Annotated in this window: 15 protein-coding genes and 1 tRNA gene; 3 read left to right on the forward strand and 13 right to left on the reverse strand. The window is 33.7% G+C overall.

Annotated elements, in window-relative coordinates; all coding sequences use genetic code 11:
- Positions 1-8: 8 nt before the first annotated feature.
- A complete protein-coding gene (sppA, locus tag AB4865_RS06480) occupies positions 9-1,775 on the reverse strand; it encodes a signal peptide peptidase SppA (protein ID WP_372472469.1) in 1,767 nt (588 codons plus the stop codon).
- A 91-nt stretch (positions 1,776-1,866) separates the two neighbouring features.
- Between sppA and AB4865_RS06485 the strand changes: the two genes are divergently transcribed.
- Positions 1,867-2,466, forward strand: coding sequence for a lipoprotein signal peptidase (locus tag AB4865_RS06485; protein ID WP_372472470.1), 600 nt, complete (start codon positions 1,867-1,869; stop codon positions 2,464-2,466).
- Positions 2,467-2,473: 7 nt separating this feature from the next.
- Positions 2,474-3,040: a 5-formyltetrahydrofolate cyclo-ligase gene (locus AB4865_RS06490; protein ID WP_372472471.1), complete on the forward strand. Its 567-nt coding sequence runs from the start codon at positions 2,474-2,476 to the stop codon at positions 3,038-3,040.
- A 33-nt stretch (positions 3,041-3,073) separates the two neighbouring features.
- Here AB4865_RS06490 and AB4865_RS06495 read toward each other — a convergent pair.
- The 8 genes from AB4865_RS06495 to AB4865_RS06530 form a co-directional block, all read right to left on the reverse strand.
- Positions 3,074-3,147 (reverse strand) — tRNA-Ile (locus AB4865_RS06495).
- 74 nt (positions 3,148-3,221) lie between these two features.
- Entirely contained in the window at positions 3,222-3,617 is a 396-nt protein-coding gene (gene mce / locus AB4865_RS06500) for a methylmalonyl-CoA epimerase (protein WP_372472472.1), read from the reverse strand.
- A 1-nt stretch (position 3,618) separates the two neighbouring features.
- Positions 3,619-3,861, reverse strand: a complete 243-nt coding sequence (locus AB4865_RS06505) for a hypothetical protein (protein WP_372472473.1) — start codon at positions 3,859-3,861, stop codon at positions 3,619-3,621.
- On the reverse strand, positions 3,836-4,570 hold the full coding sequence (locus AB4865_RS06510) for a glycosyltransferase family 2 protein (protein ID WP_372472474.1): 735 nt from the start codon (positions 4,568-4,570) through the stop codon (positions 3,836-3,838). The genes AB4865_RS06505 and AB4865_RS06510 overlap by 26 nt, the downstream gene beginning before the upstream one ends.
- Positions 4,571-4,636: 66 nt before the next feature.
- Positions 4,637-6,250 carry a gliding motility lipoprotein GldJ gene (gene gldJ / locus AB4865_RS06515; protein WP_372472475.1) on the reverse strand — a complete coding sequence of 538 codons (1,614 nt, stop codon included), beginning with the start codon at positions 6,248-6,250 and terminating at the stop codon, positions 4,637-4,639.
- A 100-nt stretch (positions 6,251-6,350) separates the two neighbouring features.
- Positions 6,351-7,706 carry an FAD-dependent oxidoreductase gene (locus AB4865_RS06520; protein ID WP_372472476.1) on the reverse strand — a complete coding sequence of 452 codons (1,356 nt, stop codon included), beginning with the start codon at positions 7,704-7,706 and terminating at the stop codon, positions 6,351-6,353.
- 9 nt (positions 7,707-7,715) lie between these two features.
- Positions 7,716-8,045, reverse strand: a complete 330-nt coding sequence (gene gldC, locus AB4865_RS06525) for a gliding motility protein GldC (protein ID WP_372472477.1) — start codon at positions 8,043-8,045, stop codon at positions 7,716-7,718.
- Positions 8,042-9,007, reverse strand: coding sequence for a gliding motility lipoprotein GldB (locus AB4865_RS06530; protein ID WP_372472478.1), 966 nt, complete (start codon positions 9,005-9,007; stop codon positions 8,042-8,044). Before AB4865_RS06530 ends, gldC begins: the two co-directional genes overlap by 4 nt.
- Before the next feature lie 111 nt (positions 9,008-9,118).
- Here AB4865_RS06530 and nadE point away from each other — a divergent pair, with 111 nt between their 5' ends.
- The gene (gene nadE / locus AB4865_RS06535) at positions 9,119-9,901 is read left to right on the forward strand and encodes an NAD(+) synthase (protein ID WP_372472479.1); all 783 of its coding nucleotides are present in this window, start codon (positions 9,119-9,121) and stop codon (positions 9,899-9,901) included.
- A gap of 38 nt (positions 9,902-9,939) precedes the next feature.
- On the opposite strand, the gene AB4865_RS06540 is transcribed toward nadE, so the two are convergent.
- The 4 genes from AB4865_RS06540 to AB4865_RS06555 form a co-directional block, all read right to left on the reverse strand.
- Complete coding sequence (locus AB4865_RS06540; RefSeq protein ID WP_372472480.1) at positions 9,940-11,637, reverse strand: APC family permease; 1,698 nt, start codon at positions 11,635-11,637, stop codon at positions 9,940-9,942.
- Between the two features lie 271 nt (positions 11,638-11,908).
- The gene (locus AB4865_RS06545) at positions 11,909-12,313 is read right to left on the reverse strand and encodes an OsmC family protein (RefSeq protein ID WP_372472481.1); all 405 of its coding nucleotides are present in this window, start codon (positions 12,311-12,313) and stop codon (positions 11,909-11,911) included.
- Positions 12,314-12,315: 2 nt separating this feature from the next.
- On the reverse strand, positions 12,316-14,259 hold the full coding sequence (locus AB4865_RS06550; protein WP_372472482.1) for a LysM peptidoglycan-binding domain-containing protein: 1,944 nt from the start codon (positions 14,257-14,259) through the stop codon (positions 12,316-12,318).
- A 111-nt stretch (positions 14,260-14,370) separates the two neighbouring features.
- Complete coding sequence (locus AB4865_RS06555) at positions 14,371-14,826, reverse strand: hypothetical protein (protein WP_372472483.1); 456 nt, start codon at positions 14,824-14,826, stop codon at positions 14,371-14,373.
- Positions 14,827-14,837: the final 11 nt, after the last annotated feature.

Consider the following 14,837-nt stretch of genomic DNA (forward strand, 5'->3'; position numbering starts at 1 on the left):
GTATATTCTTATATCTCAAATTTGTAAGGTAAAATTGCTTGAATTTGATCAGTTTTTTTTATATAGTTGATTTGCTCCAACATTTTATAGTTTTCTAATCCAATTTCATTTATCAATGATTCTTTGATACTATTTTGAGTAGAAAGTCTAAAATATGAATTCAAAAAATCTGCAAATTTTATTTTGTAGGTTGGGTGTGTAGTAACTTTATAATTTTCTACACCCACTTTATTTGCTGCAAATTGGATTGCTTCGTCAAGACTACCTAATTTGTCAACCAATTTGTGTTGCAAAGCCATAGTTCCTGTCCAGACTCTTCCTTGGGCAACTTCGTGTACCTCTTCGGTAGTCATATTTCTCCCTTTAGCCACTCTTTCCAAGAAAGTGTCGTATATAAATTCGATATTTTCTGTCAAATATTTCTTTTCATTTTCCGAAAGAGGTGTAAATAATGACATACCAACAGAGTTTATATGTGTTCCGATTTGATGAGAAGTAATACCTATTTTATCTCCTAATTTTTCAGCATTAGGAATCATTCCATACACACCAATCGAACCTGTGATAGTTGTAGGCTCAGCAAAAATATAATCTGCGTTACAAGCGATGTAGTACCCACCTGATGCGGCAGTATTACCCATAGAAACAATTACTGGTTTTACTTTTTTAGTCAATTCGATTTCTCTCCAAATCAATTCTGAGGTCAAAGCACTACCACCCGGTGAATCAATTCTCAAAACAACGGCTTTAATTTCGTCATTTTTTCTTGCTTTTTCCAAAGAGCGATTGATAGAAATTTCACCAATATAATCAGAACTTCCTTCGCCTCCTCTGATATCTCCTTGAGCAAAAATTACCGCAATTTGATTATTTTCTTTCGAAGAATTGTTTTTTACATTATAAACATAATCCTCAATATCAATTTCTTTCAAATCTTTTGAATCTGAAATGTTTAACGCGTTTTTCAACGAACTTTTATATTCGTCTAAATAGGCTATTTTGTCTACCATTTTGTGTTCTAATGCCAATTGAGCTGTTCTTGCATTCTGATTGTCGGCAATTTCATTTAGTGTTTCAATCGAAATTTTTCTTGAAGAAGAAATGTCAGCAACTAGTTCATTCCAAATAGAATACAACAATTCTGTGTTTTGTAATTTGTTTTCAGGGCTCATTTCTTGCTGTAGAAAAGGTTCGACAGCAGATTTGTATTTTCCATGTCTGATTACTTGCATTTCTATTCCGGTATAGTTTTGCAAATTTTTCATATACAACAATTCTGTTGACAGTCCTTTAAAGTCAACTCCTCCCATTGGATTGATAAAAATAGTATCCGCAACAGAATTTAGATAATACTCTGCTTGCGAATAATGATTGGCGTAAGCCAAGACAAATTTTCCTGTTTTTTTAAACTCTTCCAATTTTTCTCTCAACGCCTGTCTTTGAGCTATTCCAATCGATGTACTATTATTTTCGATTGAAATCCCCTTGATTTTAGAATCATCTTTTGCGTAGTCGATCGCATTGAGTACATTATAAAAATCATATTTATTTTTTTCTTTATAGTCAAAATCTTCTATATAAACAGAGCCACCATAATCTTTATCTATGTTGGAAAGGTCTAATTTTAGCACACTATTATTGGCAACAGGTTTAGTAGAGCCGCTACTTGATGACATACTCGCAATCCCAAAAAAGAGGATGATGAGGAAAAAACCGATAAAAGTAAAAAGAATCAAACCAACGATGGTTGACAATACATTTTTAAAGAAATTCATGTTGTTAATTATTTGTTTTGTTTACGCTTAAAAATAAAGGAGTAAAAATAAATAAAATTTTAGTATTTTTGGCAACTTAAATTAGGAAAACATGAATTTAAAAAAGTCGTTTATAGTTATTTTTATTGTATTATTGATTGATCAATGGTCAAAAATATATATTAAAACCAATTTCCAGCTGCATGAGTTTGTAAATGTATTTGGATTGGAATGGTTTAAAATTCAATTTATTGAAAATGATGGTATGGCTTGGGGAATGGAAATTCCGGGTAATTATGGTAAATTGATTTTGACTACTTTTAGAATTCTTACAGTAGCCGTAATATTTTACTGGTTAAACAAATCTATCAAAGAAAAAGCACATTTTGCTTTGCCATTAGCTCTTTCGTTTATCATTGCAGGAGCAGTTGGAAATATTTTAGATTCTATTTTTTACGGAGTTATTTTTGATCATAGTTATGGACAAGTGGCGACTATGTTTGCCGAAAATCCTTATGGAACTTGGTTTTATGGAAAAGTTGTTGATATGTTGTATTTTCCAATTTGGCATGGGGATTTGCCTAATTGGTTACCTTTTTGGGGTGGTAAACCATTTACTTTTTTCAATGCTATTTTCAATGTGGCCGATGTGGCTATTAATATTGGTGTGATTTTAATGATACTTTTCAACGGAAAAATATTTAAAAAATAATATTTTGATGAATAAAAATCAGGTTAGACAATTATTTAAGGACAAAAGAAAGCAATTGACTGCTGATGAAATTACAGAAAAAAGTATTGCTATTGCCAATCAATTGTTGAAATTGAATATTTGGGATAAAGAATATTACCACGTTTTTTTGACTATCGAACGATTGATGGAAATTGAAACCGAAAGTATATTGACATTGTTGATGGCAAAGGAAAAATCAATAGTCGTTTCTCGTACTGATATCGATAAAGGAGAAATGAAACATTATTTGCTAAACGAAGAGACCAAGTTGAAAGAAAGTGATTGGGGGATTTTAGAGCCAATTTCAGGTCAGTTGGTACCAAGTAAAAAGATTGATGTCGTATTCGTTCCTTTATTAGGATATGATAAAAAAGGAAATAGAGTAGGGTATGGAAAAGGATTTTATGATAGGTTTTTGAAACAAACTACTGCTGAAGCATTATTAATAGGATTGTCATTCTTTGAGCCTATAGATGGTGAGATTTTGATGGAAGAGACAGATGTACCTATGGGAATAGTTGTGACACCTGATAATATAATTTACTGTGAATAAAAAAAACATCAACAATTGTTGATGTTTTTTTTGTGGTCCCACCTGGGCTCGAACCAGGGACCCCTTGATTATGAGTCAAGTGCTCTAACCAGCTGAGCTATAGGACCTGTCGTGATTCAAATTTCACGTTGCAATATTACGAATGTTTTTTGGTATTTGCAAAAATATTCTTGAAAAAATATTATTTTTTTTCACAAAGTTCAATCAATACTCCGTTTGATTGTTTTGGATGTAGAAAAGCTATACGCTTTTGATTGTTTCCAATTCTGATTTTTTCTCCAACAAAAGAAAAACCTTCTTTCTCCAATCGATTGATTTCCTTTTCAATGTCATCAACTTCAAAAGCGATATGGTGGATTCCTTCTCCTTTTTTATTCAAAAATTTAGCAATAGGAGAATCTTCGTTTGTAGGTTCGAGCAATTCAATTTTACTTTCACCTGTATGATAAAAACTTGTTTTTACACTTTCGCTCACGATGGTTTCAGTTTTAAAAGGTACTCTATTCAATAGTTTAGAAAATAATTTATCAGAAATTTCTAATTTTTTTACTGCAATACCAATGTGGTCTAATTTCATATCAATGATAAATTGTAAAGTCTATTCCTAATTTTTTTAATTTTTTTCTCAATTTAAGCATTTTTTTCAAAATAAAAGGTGGAGTGTATAATAAAATCTTTGATTGAATACTGATGTTTTTATTATCTACAAATTCTAAATATTCTTTTGATTTTTTAATTTCTCCTACCACTCGATAATTTACTGCATATTCAATTCTATAGATATCAAGAAATTTTTTAAAAGCTTGGATTGTTATTTTCAAATTCTAGATATTTATTCAAATTAGGTCTTGTTTTTTTGATAAATGGCATTTGAGAAATACTTTTTGTTTCTAAAGTATTGTAATATGATGATGTGATTTTGTTACTAATAGCAACTGGGTATTTAATTCCAATTCGAATCCAAAAGTCCAAATCTTCTCCGTTTGTCAAAGTTTTGTCAAATCCACCTATTTCTTCATATACTTTATGTTTGATACATACACTAGATGTGTGAGCAACTCTATCAATCCAACTACTTTTGAAAAAGTCTTTTACATAGCCTTCGTAGTCATCATCGATGTCTATCAGTTTGTTTTTTCTGAATTTGCTGTCGGTAATATAGGTCTGATATCGACTGCAATACATACCCGCATTTGGAAATTTTTCTATCAAATCAAATAAGGTTTGTAAATGATTTGGTTTCCAAAAATCATCGGCATCTATAAATGCAAAATACGGACTTTTAGCTAATTGCATACCTGTATTTCGTGCAATAGATACTCCTTGATTTTCTATTTTGTGATAGATGATTCTATTATCGTTGAACTGTTTTACAACATCTGGACTTTTATCTGTAGAACCGTCATCTATAACTATTATTTCAAAATTTGTAAATGTTTGGTTACAAACACTTTTTAAAGTTTTAAAAATGTAGGGTTCTTTATTAAATAATGGTATTATTATTGAGAAAAATGTAGTATTGTCTGTCATAGTTTGTAACGAATTGGAGTTACATAAAAAAAAGCTACTCTCTCTTGAGTAGCTTTTTGATTTATATTAACCTCTAGCTTTTTTTCTGTTAGCTTTAGTTGTACCGATTTTTGTCATGGCATTTCTAAATCCAATGAAATCAGTTGCAGTGTTTTGGTCAAGATATCTTCTTGTAGCTGGATCTAACCAATAAGCTCTATCTTTCCAAGACCCTCCTTTATAAACTCTTGAGTGATTGTTGATCAAAGTAGTTCTATTGTTATTGTCGTATTGATAGATAGGGTTTCCTTGTCCGTCAAAATCAACTACATTTAATGGAGCGTTGTACATTTGAGAGTTTCTTGTTACACCTGCTAAATTATCTCCATCTTTATAATTGATTGAGTTTTTATCATTGATATTTCTTCTCAAGTACAAGTCTTTTTCTTCTACGCTTGTTTTAGCCACTTGACCAGGCAATGCTTTAGGACGCAATCTACCATTTGGCAATGTATCGTATTTAATGTTTGACTCATCTACGATTACCACATTTCCATTTGCATCAATTGCTTTTTTAGAATATACGTTACCTCTAAAGTAGTTGATATCGTTTACGTCATCAGCAACTGCTGGTCTATAAACGTCTGCTACCCATTCTGCAACGTTTCCAGCCATATCATACAATCCCCAGTCGTTTGCAGGGAATGTTTTTACAGCTGTAGTCATTTCACCTTTGTCTGAAGTCCATCCAGCGATTCCACCGTAATCACCTCTGTTTTGTTTGAAGTTTGCTAAATAATCTCCTTTAGTTCTTCTTGAATTTGTACGCAATTCGTTAGAACCCCAAGGATATTTATTTCTTCCTTGTACGTTGTTGTATTCTCTTTGAGATCTTGAAACAGATGCAGCGTATTCCCATTCAGCCTCAGTTGGAAGTCTGAATTCTGCTGTAAACAATCCGCTTTCTTGTTTCAAATATACTCCACTTTGTCCTGTAGCTTTGTTATTTTTACCTCTGAAAACGATGCTGTCATTTCCTCCGTAAGATTGAGAGGGAGCAGATAAATATGCATCTGTTGAAAAAGAATTTGAACCATAGGCATCATTTACTTTAGCTCCTTTTTTCAAATATCCTGCTTTTTCTAAAGCCAATTCGTTTACACGGTCAGTTCTCCATTTTGAAAAATCATTAGCTTGTACCCAAGATACTCCTACTACAGGATAGTTTGCATACGCAGGGTGTCTCAAGTATGCATTTGTCAATGTTTCTGTAAAACTCAAGTGATTTCTCCATACTAATGTATCAGGCAAAGCTGCGTTATAGATATTGCGGTATCTGCTTTCTGAAGGTGGATATACAGCTTTAATCCATGACAAATACTCATTGTACATCAAGTTAGTAACCTCTGTTTCATCCATAAAGAAAGAGTTTACATATTGTTGTGTAGGTTGGTTGTTCCAATCGCCTAACACATCCTCTTGAATGCGACCCATTGTAAATGTACCACCTTCAATTTCTACCATTCCTACTGGTGCTTTTACACCGTCGAAAGAATTTCCATATTGAAATCCTCCTTTGCTATCATTTATTTTCCACCCTGTTGCTTGTGAAGTTACTGCACTGTTTCCACAGTTTGTAAGGGCAATCGATGCAGCAACCACTGCTGCAAATTGTAATGTCTTTAGATTATTTATATTCATCTTTATAAGTATGTAATAAATTTGGTGCAATATAATAATTGATATTTGAATAACAATGAATCTTTTAAAAAAAAATTAAGATTTTTTGATTTTTACCTATTTATTTAACTTTTTTATTCTTCATCGCCTCCAAAATCAGCTCGTAAATTTCATCGGTTTCCCAAATCGTTTCAATTTCTGGATGACTCATCACTTCTTTCATCACTTCCCCTTGCCAATCTGCAATTTTCAATACTTCGCTGTAGGGTTGCAACGAAAAAGAAACTCTATCATATAAAGGCAACCATTTTTCTGGATACTTTTTGGTAAACTTGGTTTCTATTTTCTTTTGCAACAAAAAGTTTTTATCGGCAGTATCGCTTCCCATTTCTTTAAAATTTCTAAAAGAAAGTTCGGCTATGGCATCAGCATTGGGTTTACGATTGGCTTGGTAATTTTTCAAAATCGTAGTCCAATCGTCGTTTTCTGTGATTTGTTTGTACAATTCGGTAATGTCTTCAAATCCTGCATTCATACCCTGACCATAAAAAGGTACAATGGCATGTGCAGCATCTCCCAATAGGGCTATTTTGTCTTTGTAAATCCATGGGTCGCATTGAGTGGTTACTAACGAACTCGTAGGATTTTGCATATAATCTTTTAAGAGATTGGGCATCAAAGGCACAGCATCTGGGAACAATTCTTTGAAAAATTCGATAACTTTTTCCTCTGTATTGATGGTTTCAAACGAATGTTTTCCCTCGAAAGGCATAAATAAAGTACAAGTAAACGAACCATCGATATTTGGCAACGCAATCAACATAAATTCTCTTCTTGGCCAAATGTGAAAAGATTTTGGGTCGAGTTTGTGCCTACCGTCTTCGTTAGCAGCGATTTCCAATTCTTTGTATCCCAAGTGCAAGAAAAACTGCGAATAGTTGAATCTATTTTGTCTTTGCATGCGTTGGCGAACTCTCGAAAAGGCTCCGTCTGTACCAAAGATAATATCGTGTTTGTGAGCTGTCCACGAAGATTTTTCGTCTGTATCCCCTACAAAAATTGTAGCGTCATCGAGTGAAATATCCCATACTTTGTGGTTGAATCTAAACTCAGTACCCACATCTTCGGCAAGTTGCACCATTTTTTTGTTCAATTCGCCACGCGAAACAGAATAAATTGCCTCGTTGTTTACTCCGTAATTTTGGTATTGAATTTCTCCAGAAATATGGTGAATCGCTCTTTTGTACATAGGCAAAGTGATTTCTTTGATTTCATCGACCAATCCTACGGTTTCCAATGCTTTCCACCCACGAGTAGAAATGGCAAGATTGATAGATTTTCCTTTGAAATTGATGGTTCTGATATCGTCAGAGCGGTCGTAAAGTACGGTTTCGTAGCCCAATTTTCTCAAGTGAATTGCGAGTAGAGTACCCACCAATCCAGCTCCGATAACACCTATTTTTTCGTGATTGTTCATGTGATTGTTTTATTTGTGCAATTCCAATTTTTCTGCAAAATAAGCACAGAAATCTCTCATGGTATCGCTCATTTTTTTATCGTCTGTAGCTCGTTCAAATGTATCTGTCATAGCTACCAATGTTTGATGAAAAAACTGTTTCATTTCATCTACAGGCATTTCTTTAGTCCACAAATCTATGCGTAAAGTTTCCTGTGCTTTTCCATCCCAAAGCGAAAGCAACATAGCTTTTGCTCGTTCGTTTTCTACACCACCGTCTTTGGCAGTCCAGCGAATATCTTCGGGTATATTGTTTTCGTCAAGAGAAACATTGACTTTTATTTCGGTTTGTTTACTCATTTGCGTTGAGGTTTGTATTTTGCGTTGTCAAATAATTCTTTGGTATCTTTTATCAAAAGATTTTGCAAAGATACATCTTTATTATTATTTATGTATGATTTTACGATTTGCCAACCGATAAAAACGCCAATACTCCCTGGTGATTCTTGATCAAATTCCAAATAAAATTTTGAAAAGGGAGCTTTTTGTATAAAACGCAAAAACAATTTTGGGTCGGTGTTGTATAAAAATTTGCTTTCAACAAAAAATTTCCAAATATTTTCTTCGTTTTCCTTTGCCCATTGCAATTGTTCTTTGGTATAATTGATTTGCAATTCTTCACTGGCAAAAGGCGTGAGTTTTTCAGCCACTGCCATCAATTTTCCAAAGTAAATCATTTGTCCCAAAAAAGTGCGGTCGTCTGTATAGGGAACCACTTGAGAGGCAAATTCCAAAGCCAAATCCACAGGAATGCGTTCTTTTTCAAATTCTTGCAAAGTATAAGTGTCAAAGTCCACATAAAATTTGTGATTTTTCCCTAAGTAAGTATCCAAAGAAAGCAACACCAAACTATCGGTATAAATGGTTCTGTTTTCAACATTTACCTCAGAAATCAACGAAATAACTTTTTTCGGTTGATGATTTGGGAAATAATAATGAATGCGTTTCAAAACCTCATTTACTTGATTTTTAGTAGTAGAAATATCCGAAAATTGGGTTTGAACTTCTTGATATAATTGTTGAAAAAGAGTGTCGTTTTGTTTAGCAATCCATTCATCATCAGAAACTTGAGGTGAAAGTAAAAAAGGATATTTTTTTCTCAAATCTAAGATGTTTTTATTGGTAGAAAATTCTTGGTCAAAACGATGCCACGATACTGGATAATTCATTTCGGCAATTTGTTTTTCGTCTTTTGATTGTTTGTTACACGCAATCAACGAAATAGCTAATGGAATGAAAAAATATTTTTTTAATGTTGTCATTGTTTCTATAAAAAGAATTACTTTTATTGCAAAGATAGGGATAAAATAAATATAATTTAAACGATTGAAAAATCAAATTAGGTTAAACGTTTTTTGAAAAATAAATATTTAATGGAAAAAATAAAAAATCATATTGTTTCTTGGTTAAAAGATTATGTAACCAATGCAAAAGTTGAAGGTTTTGTTGTAGGGATTTCTGGCGGAATTGATTCTGCGGTGGTCTCTACTCTTTGTGCTTACACAGGATTGAAAGTTTTGTGTGTGGAAATGCCTATTCATCAGGCGATTTCTCAGGTCAATCGAGCCAAAGAACATATCGACTTTCTGCAAAACAACTTTTCAAATGTGGAAAGGGTAGAGGTAGATTTAACGGAAACTTTTGAAAAAATGAAATCGGTGGTTCCTACTTCGGATAATGATGCTTTGTTGCAATTGACATTAGCAAATACTCGAGCGAGATTGAGAATGACAACTTTGTATTACCTTGGTGGTATCAATCGATTGTTGGTAGCTGGTACTGGAAATAAAGTGGAAGATTTTGGTGTGGGATTTTTTACCAAATACGGAGACGGAGGAGTGGATATTAGTCCGATTGCAGATTTAATGAAGTCTGATGTGAGAAAATTGGCAGCTTATTTGGACGTTCCAGTATCTATACAACAGGCAGCTCCTACAGATGGTTTGTTTGGTGATGACCGTACAGACGAAGACCAATTGGGTGCCTCTTATGACGAACTCGAAAAAGCTATGATTGCTTATGAAAATGGAGCAAAGGCTGATGATTTTTCTGGTAGAGAACGAGAGGTTTTTGAAATTTTTTCTCGTTTACATCACATCAATCAACATAAAATGAATCCGATACCAATCTGTGTGATACCTTTGGATTTGAAATAAATAAAACAAAATAGGCTGTCCTAATCGACAGCCTATTATTATTTCCTCAATTTACTATGATGTCTTGAATATCCAAAGTAAATAATCAACCCAATGAGCAACCAAAAACTAAAGTAAATCCAATTCCATAAGGTCAATTCTGCCATAAGGTACAAACAGCAAATCAATCCCAACATCGGAATTAAGGATAAATTTTTCTGAAAACTCCAAATATTTAATCCTATTAATGAAATTCCGAATATATATAAAGGTATGCGTTCGTTGTTCCAATCATTAGTTTCACTTAGGAAGAAAAAAGATTGTATTTGTTCGGTATTGAAATAATATGCCAAACTCAAAGTGGAAATCGCAATCAAAGGTAAAATATATTTCCCATTGATGTATGGAATTTTAAATTTTCCCTTAGGTACATTTCTTCCTTGTAATACCAATATTCCTGCACAAACCAACGAAAAAGCAAATAAAGTTCCTATGCTACAAAGGTCTGTTACCATTTTCAGGTTCACAAACAATGCAGGAATGGCAACGACAAATCCTGTTACAATGGTTGCATATGAAGGGGTTTTGTATTTTGGATGTACTTTTGAAAATTTTGGAGGCAACAAACCATCTCTACTCATCGTCATCCAAATGCGTGGTTGTCCCATTTGAAAAACCAACAACACACTTGCCATGGCTACGACGGCACTTACAGCGATGATTCCTGCCAACCATTTTAGATTGAGTTTTTCGAAAACATACGCCAATGGATCACCAACATTGAGTTCGCTGTGGTGTACCATCCCTGTCAAAATCAAAGCAATAGCGATGTAAAGCAAAGTACAAATCACAATTGAAGCAATCATACTACGAGGTAAATCTTTCTGTGGATTTTTACATTCTTCGGCAGTGGTTGAAATGGCATCAAAACCAATATACGCAAAGAATACCGCCGAAACGCCTTTCAAAACTCCAGAAATTCCATTAGGTGCAAAAGGCGACCAATTGTCCACATCTACATAAAACGCACCAACGATCAAAACCAAAAGTATCACCGCCAATTTTATCCAAACCATAGCATTGGCAAAGTTTTTTGACTCTCGTACCCCTCTATAAACCAAATAAGTAATCAAGAGGATAATCAACAAAGCAGGTGCATCTGCCACAAACGGAATTCCAAAAATAGTCGGAGCCGATTGATAGGCATTAAAGGTTTGTTGTAGATGGTTGGGGAGTGTTTCCAAGGGCTGAGTTTGCAGTAAAACCTGGGCTTCTTCAAAACCTTCTTTCGCAGTGAGAAAATCCATTTGCAACCACAGTGGTATGTGGATATTCATCGTTTGTAAAAGGCTGGTAAAATAATCGCTCCACGAAATAGCTAAAGTAACATTTCCAATTGCGTATTCCATAATCAACGCCCAACCGATAATCCATGAGATGAGTTCGCCAAATGCAATATAGCTATAAGTATAGGCACTACCCGAAACGGGAGCCATAGATGCAAATTCGGCATACGCCAACGCCGAAAATCCGCAGGCAATCGCAGTGAAAATAAATAAAAAAATGACGGCTGGTCCACCGTCATAACTTGCTTGACCAATTGTACTAAAAATTCCGGCACCTACAATAGCGGCTATTCCAAAAAAAATCAAATCTTTTTGGGTGAGATATTTTCCTAAAGAGTTTTGACTGTTTTGGTTGTCTTCCAATTCAGCTAAAATATCTTCTACTTTCTTTTTTCTAAACAATTGATTCATATGATATGTTGTTGTTTTGTTATACCCCAAGGGTTTGCTCAAACTATGTGTAGAAAATTACACGAATTATTTTTTTTACAACCAAGAAACAGAGACATTTCGTTTAAGAAGATAACGGTGGCTGTTGCGTTTAGAAAATCTATGTGTTTAAATAAATCGCACACAGCTTTTTAACTTCTCAGAAGTTAAATATTTCATAAGGTTGAGTGTCTCAAAAAATTAAATTCTAAATGGTGAAGAAAAATATATTTCTTTTGTCGTTTAAACCTTATCACTCCCAAACAAACGAAATTTTCTTTTCGATATTGGGATGTAAGCTAAAAATCACAGGACAAGTCATTGCAGCTCGTTCCAAAATGGTTTGTTGTTTTTTGTCTGCTTTTCCTTTCATTGCAAACGAAATAATGATTTCGCCAATTCTTCGTGGTTCGTTGTACATCACTTTGGTTACTTCTGCTGTAGAATTTTCGATAGCTACACCTAAATCTATCGCTTTGATTCCCATGATAGTAAACATACAAGTAGCCAGCGAATTAGCAACCATATCGGTTGGTGAAAAAGCCTCTCCATTTCCGTGATTGTCTTTGGGTGCGTCAGTTAAAATTTCTGTACCAGAATCGGAGTGAGTTGATTTTGTGCGTAAGTTTCCTTTGTAAATGATTGTGCTTGTAGCCATAATTATTTTGCTTCTTTAATTTTTAAATCCTTGGTATATTGCAAGATATATACTCCGCTGTTGTAAACGCCTTCATCTTTTTTGATATAGACAAATTTGTTTTCCACTTGATTGGTTCCGTAATCAAACAAATCTTCGTGGTCTGTACCCGAAAACATACGATTGACTACATCATACACCACATCATAACCTCTTACAGCGTATTTACTTGGATTTTTTCCGTATTTGTCATTAAATTTTTTGTAAAAATTGGTTCTTTTCCACGAATTTTCCTCGTTCGTTACCGAAGGATAAATCATTTCCAATTGAGCCAAATCTTTTACATCTACATCTGTCGATTCTAAATGGTTATTTTTTTGAAGAGTAACCAATTGAATGTCATAATTTGATTGTAATTTTTTCAAACTCATTACGGCTTCTACCGTTGCCAAATGATTGTCGGCATCGAGGATTACAAAATTTTTCCCACCTTTTACCAATTGAGGTTCGATAATCGATACAGGTACATTTCCTTTAGAATTGGTACTTACTTTTTTCACTTGAGGAAATTCTGCATACAATGCATTGATTTTACTCGTTTGTGATGGCAAATATACCGAAACAATATTGGCATTCTTTGATTGTAAATAATGCAACACTTCGCTTTTCATCAAATCCTCATTTGGCATGGTATGAATTTGATTTCTATATGATTGCCCTTTTTCAGTTGAAATAGGAGAAACCACCACCGTAGAAGTATTTGCCAATTTTTTACTCAAAGCATCCACATTTTTTTGGAAAAATGGACCAACGATTACATCTGTATTTGAAAAATCAACAGAAGATTGTAACGCATTGATGTCCAACGAACGATTGCTTTCTTTTGAATCTATTACTTTAACTTCTAAAGCGTATTTTTTTGATTTTAAATCATCTAAAGCCAATTCAGCTCCAGCGTAAAAATCAACAGCAATGTTTAAAAATACATCTTCGTTCAGTTTCTTCTGAGTAGCAGACGAATTTGGATTATTTGCATCTAAATTAAACGGCATCAAAAGCACCAATTCTCTTTTTTCTTTGTTTTTTCCGCTGAAAAGTTTCTTTGTTGGTCTGATTTCCTTAGTTTTAATTTCAGTTGGAAGAGCTATTTTTTTGTTGTCATTTTCTATTTTTTCGCCTACATTATTTGAATTTTTCACAGGAACTTTTAGGGTAGTTCCCTCTTTCAATCCATTAGCAATTTGCGGATTGTGTTTCAATAATTCTTCATACGAAACATTGTATGTCTTCTGAATATTGTACAAAGTTTCTTTTGGTTCTACAACAACTGTAGTAAAATTCTCTGTTTTAGATACTTTCATCGTCATTGTAACAGGTTTTGCTACTGTTTCTTCCACCTGAATGACTTGTCCTTCTTGTAATGGTTGTGTGTTCAAAATAGGGTTCCATTCATACAAATACGAAATTGCCACATTGTATTTTCGTGAAATAGAAAACAGGGTTTCGCCTTTTTCTACAGTATGCGTTCCCTTGGTAGGAACTAATGTTTTGGTACTGCTACTTGAGGTTGTAACCGTTGTAATTGTAGGAGTAGAAATCGCCGAAGAATTGTTTTTTGTAAGGAAAATTGTTTGCCCTTCTTTCAGTCCATTTTCTTTCAATCCAGGGTTGAATTCGTACAATTTTTCGATAGCGATATTATATTGTTTTGAAAGTCCGTACAAAGTTTCTTTGGGTTGAACGGTATGTTGTAATTGCGAATTTTTAGGGATTTTAATCACCTGTTCTTCTTTGATACCGTCGGCAGTTTCTGGATTTATCGTTACGATAGATTGTACCGTAACATCATATTTTTTAGCAATTTGATACAGCGTTTCCCCTCTCGAGACGGTATGTGTAGTAGTATGTGTTTGCCCAATAACATTTTGAGCAAATAGTAGTCCAAGTAGTAATGTTATCTTTCTCATATCGCAAATATAAACAACTTTGCTAAAAATTGATAAAATAAGTAGATAAATATTGAGTTTTGATACAAAAAAAGCTACTTGTAAAAAGTAGCTTTATATGATTGATTATGATTAGTTTACCGGAGTAATCGGAATTACCAAATCGTCTTTTACAAACTGTCCACCGATCATTGGTAAAAACATTCTGTTGTATTTGTGTCCTTCTGTTTTTGCGTGAAGTACTCCACGAGCTGTGTTTAATGTAAAGAATGCCAACTCGTTTAACAATCCTGCAGGTAATACAATGTTTTCTCCTTTTACGAAAAACTCCCAACCTTTGTCTTCAAATTCAAATTCGCAAGAAACTGCCATATCTACGATATCTGTTCCTTCTAAGTTGAACTTGAATTTAGCTACTGATTTTACAAATCTTCTTTCGTGGTTTACACCAAATTGAAAATCAAAGTTTAAATCTAAATTTCCACCTTCTTTATCTGTTTCTACCAAATTAAACGTTTCAGTAGTCATGTTAATCAATCTGAAATTGATATTTACTTGTTGTTGGTTGTTTACTGGTTCTTGACTCATTTCTAATAAAT

The sequence above is a fragment of the Capnocytophaga sp. ARDL2 genome (assembly GCF_041530365.1).
Taxonomy (GTDB): domain Bacteria; phylum Bacteroidota; class Bacteroidia; order Flavobacteriales; family Flavobacteriaceae; genus Flavobacterium.

Excerpts from the sequence above, each read along its gene's own strand:
- sppA (WP_372472469.1), bottom strand. The coding sequence starts at position 1,775 with ATGAATTTCTTTAAAAATGTATTGTCAACCATCGTTGGTTTGATTCTT.
- AB4865_RS06485 (WP_372472470.1), top strand. The coding sequence starts at position 1,867 with ATGAATTTAAAAAAGTCGTTTATAGTTATTTTTATTGTATTATTGATT.
- AB4865_RS06490 (WP_372472471.1), top strand. The coding sequence starts at position 2,474 with ATGAATAAAAATCAGGTTAGACAATTATTTAAGGACAAAAGAAAGCAA.
- mce (WP_372472472.1), bottom strand. The coding sequence starts at position 3,617 with ATGAAATTAGACCACATTGGTATTGCAGTAAAAAAATTAGAAATTTCT.
- AB4865_RS06510 (WP_372472474.1), bottom strand. The coding sequence starts at position 4,570 with ATGACAGACAATACTACATTTTTCTCAATAATAATACCATTATTTAAT.
- gldJ (WP_372472475.1), bottom strand. The coding sequence starts at position 6,250 with ATGAATATAAATAATCTAAAGACATTACAATTTGCAGCAGTGGTTGCT.
- AB4865_RS06520 (WP_372472476.1), bottom strand. The coding sequence starts at position 7,706 with ATGAACAATCACGAAAAAATAGGTGTTATCGGAGCTGGATTGGTGGGT.
- gldC (WP_372472477.1), bottom strand. The coding sequence starts at position 8,045 with ATGAGTAAACAAACCGAAATAAAAGTCAATGTTTCTCTTGACGAAAAC.
- AB4865_RS06530 (WP_372472478.1), bottom strand. The coding sequence starts at position 9,007 with ATGACAACATTAAAAAAATATTTTTTCATTCCATTAGCTATTTCGTTG.
- nadE (WP_372472479.1), top strand. The coding sequence starts at position 9,119 with ATGGAAAAAATAAAAAATCATATTGTTTCTTGGTTAAAAGATTATGTA.
- AB4865_RS06540 (WP_372472480.1), bottom strand. The coding sequence starts at position 11,637 with ATGAATCAATTGTTTAGAAAAAAGAAAGTAGAAGATATTTTAGCTGAA.
- AB4865_RS06545 (WP_372472481.1), bottom strand. The coding sequence starts at position 12,313 with ATGGCTACAAGCACAATCATTTACAAAGGAAACTTACGCACAAAATCA.
- AB4865_RS06550 (WP_372472482.1), bottom strand. The coding sequence starts at position 14,259 with ATGAGAAAGATAACATTACTACTTGGACTACTATTTGCTCAAAATGTT.
- AB4865_RS06555 (WP_372472483.1), bottom strand. The coding sequence starts at position 14,826 with ATGAGTCAAGAACCAGTAAACAACCAACAACAAGTAAATATCAATTTC.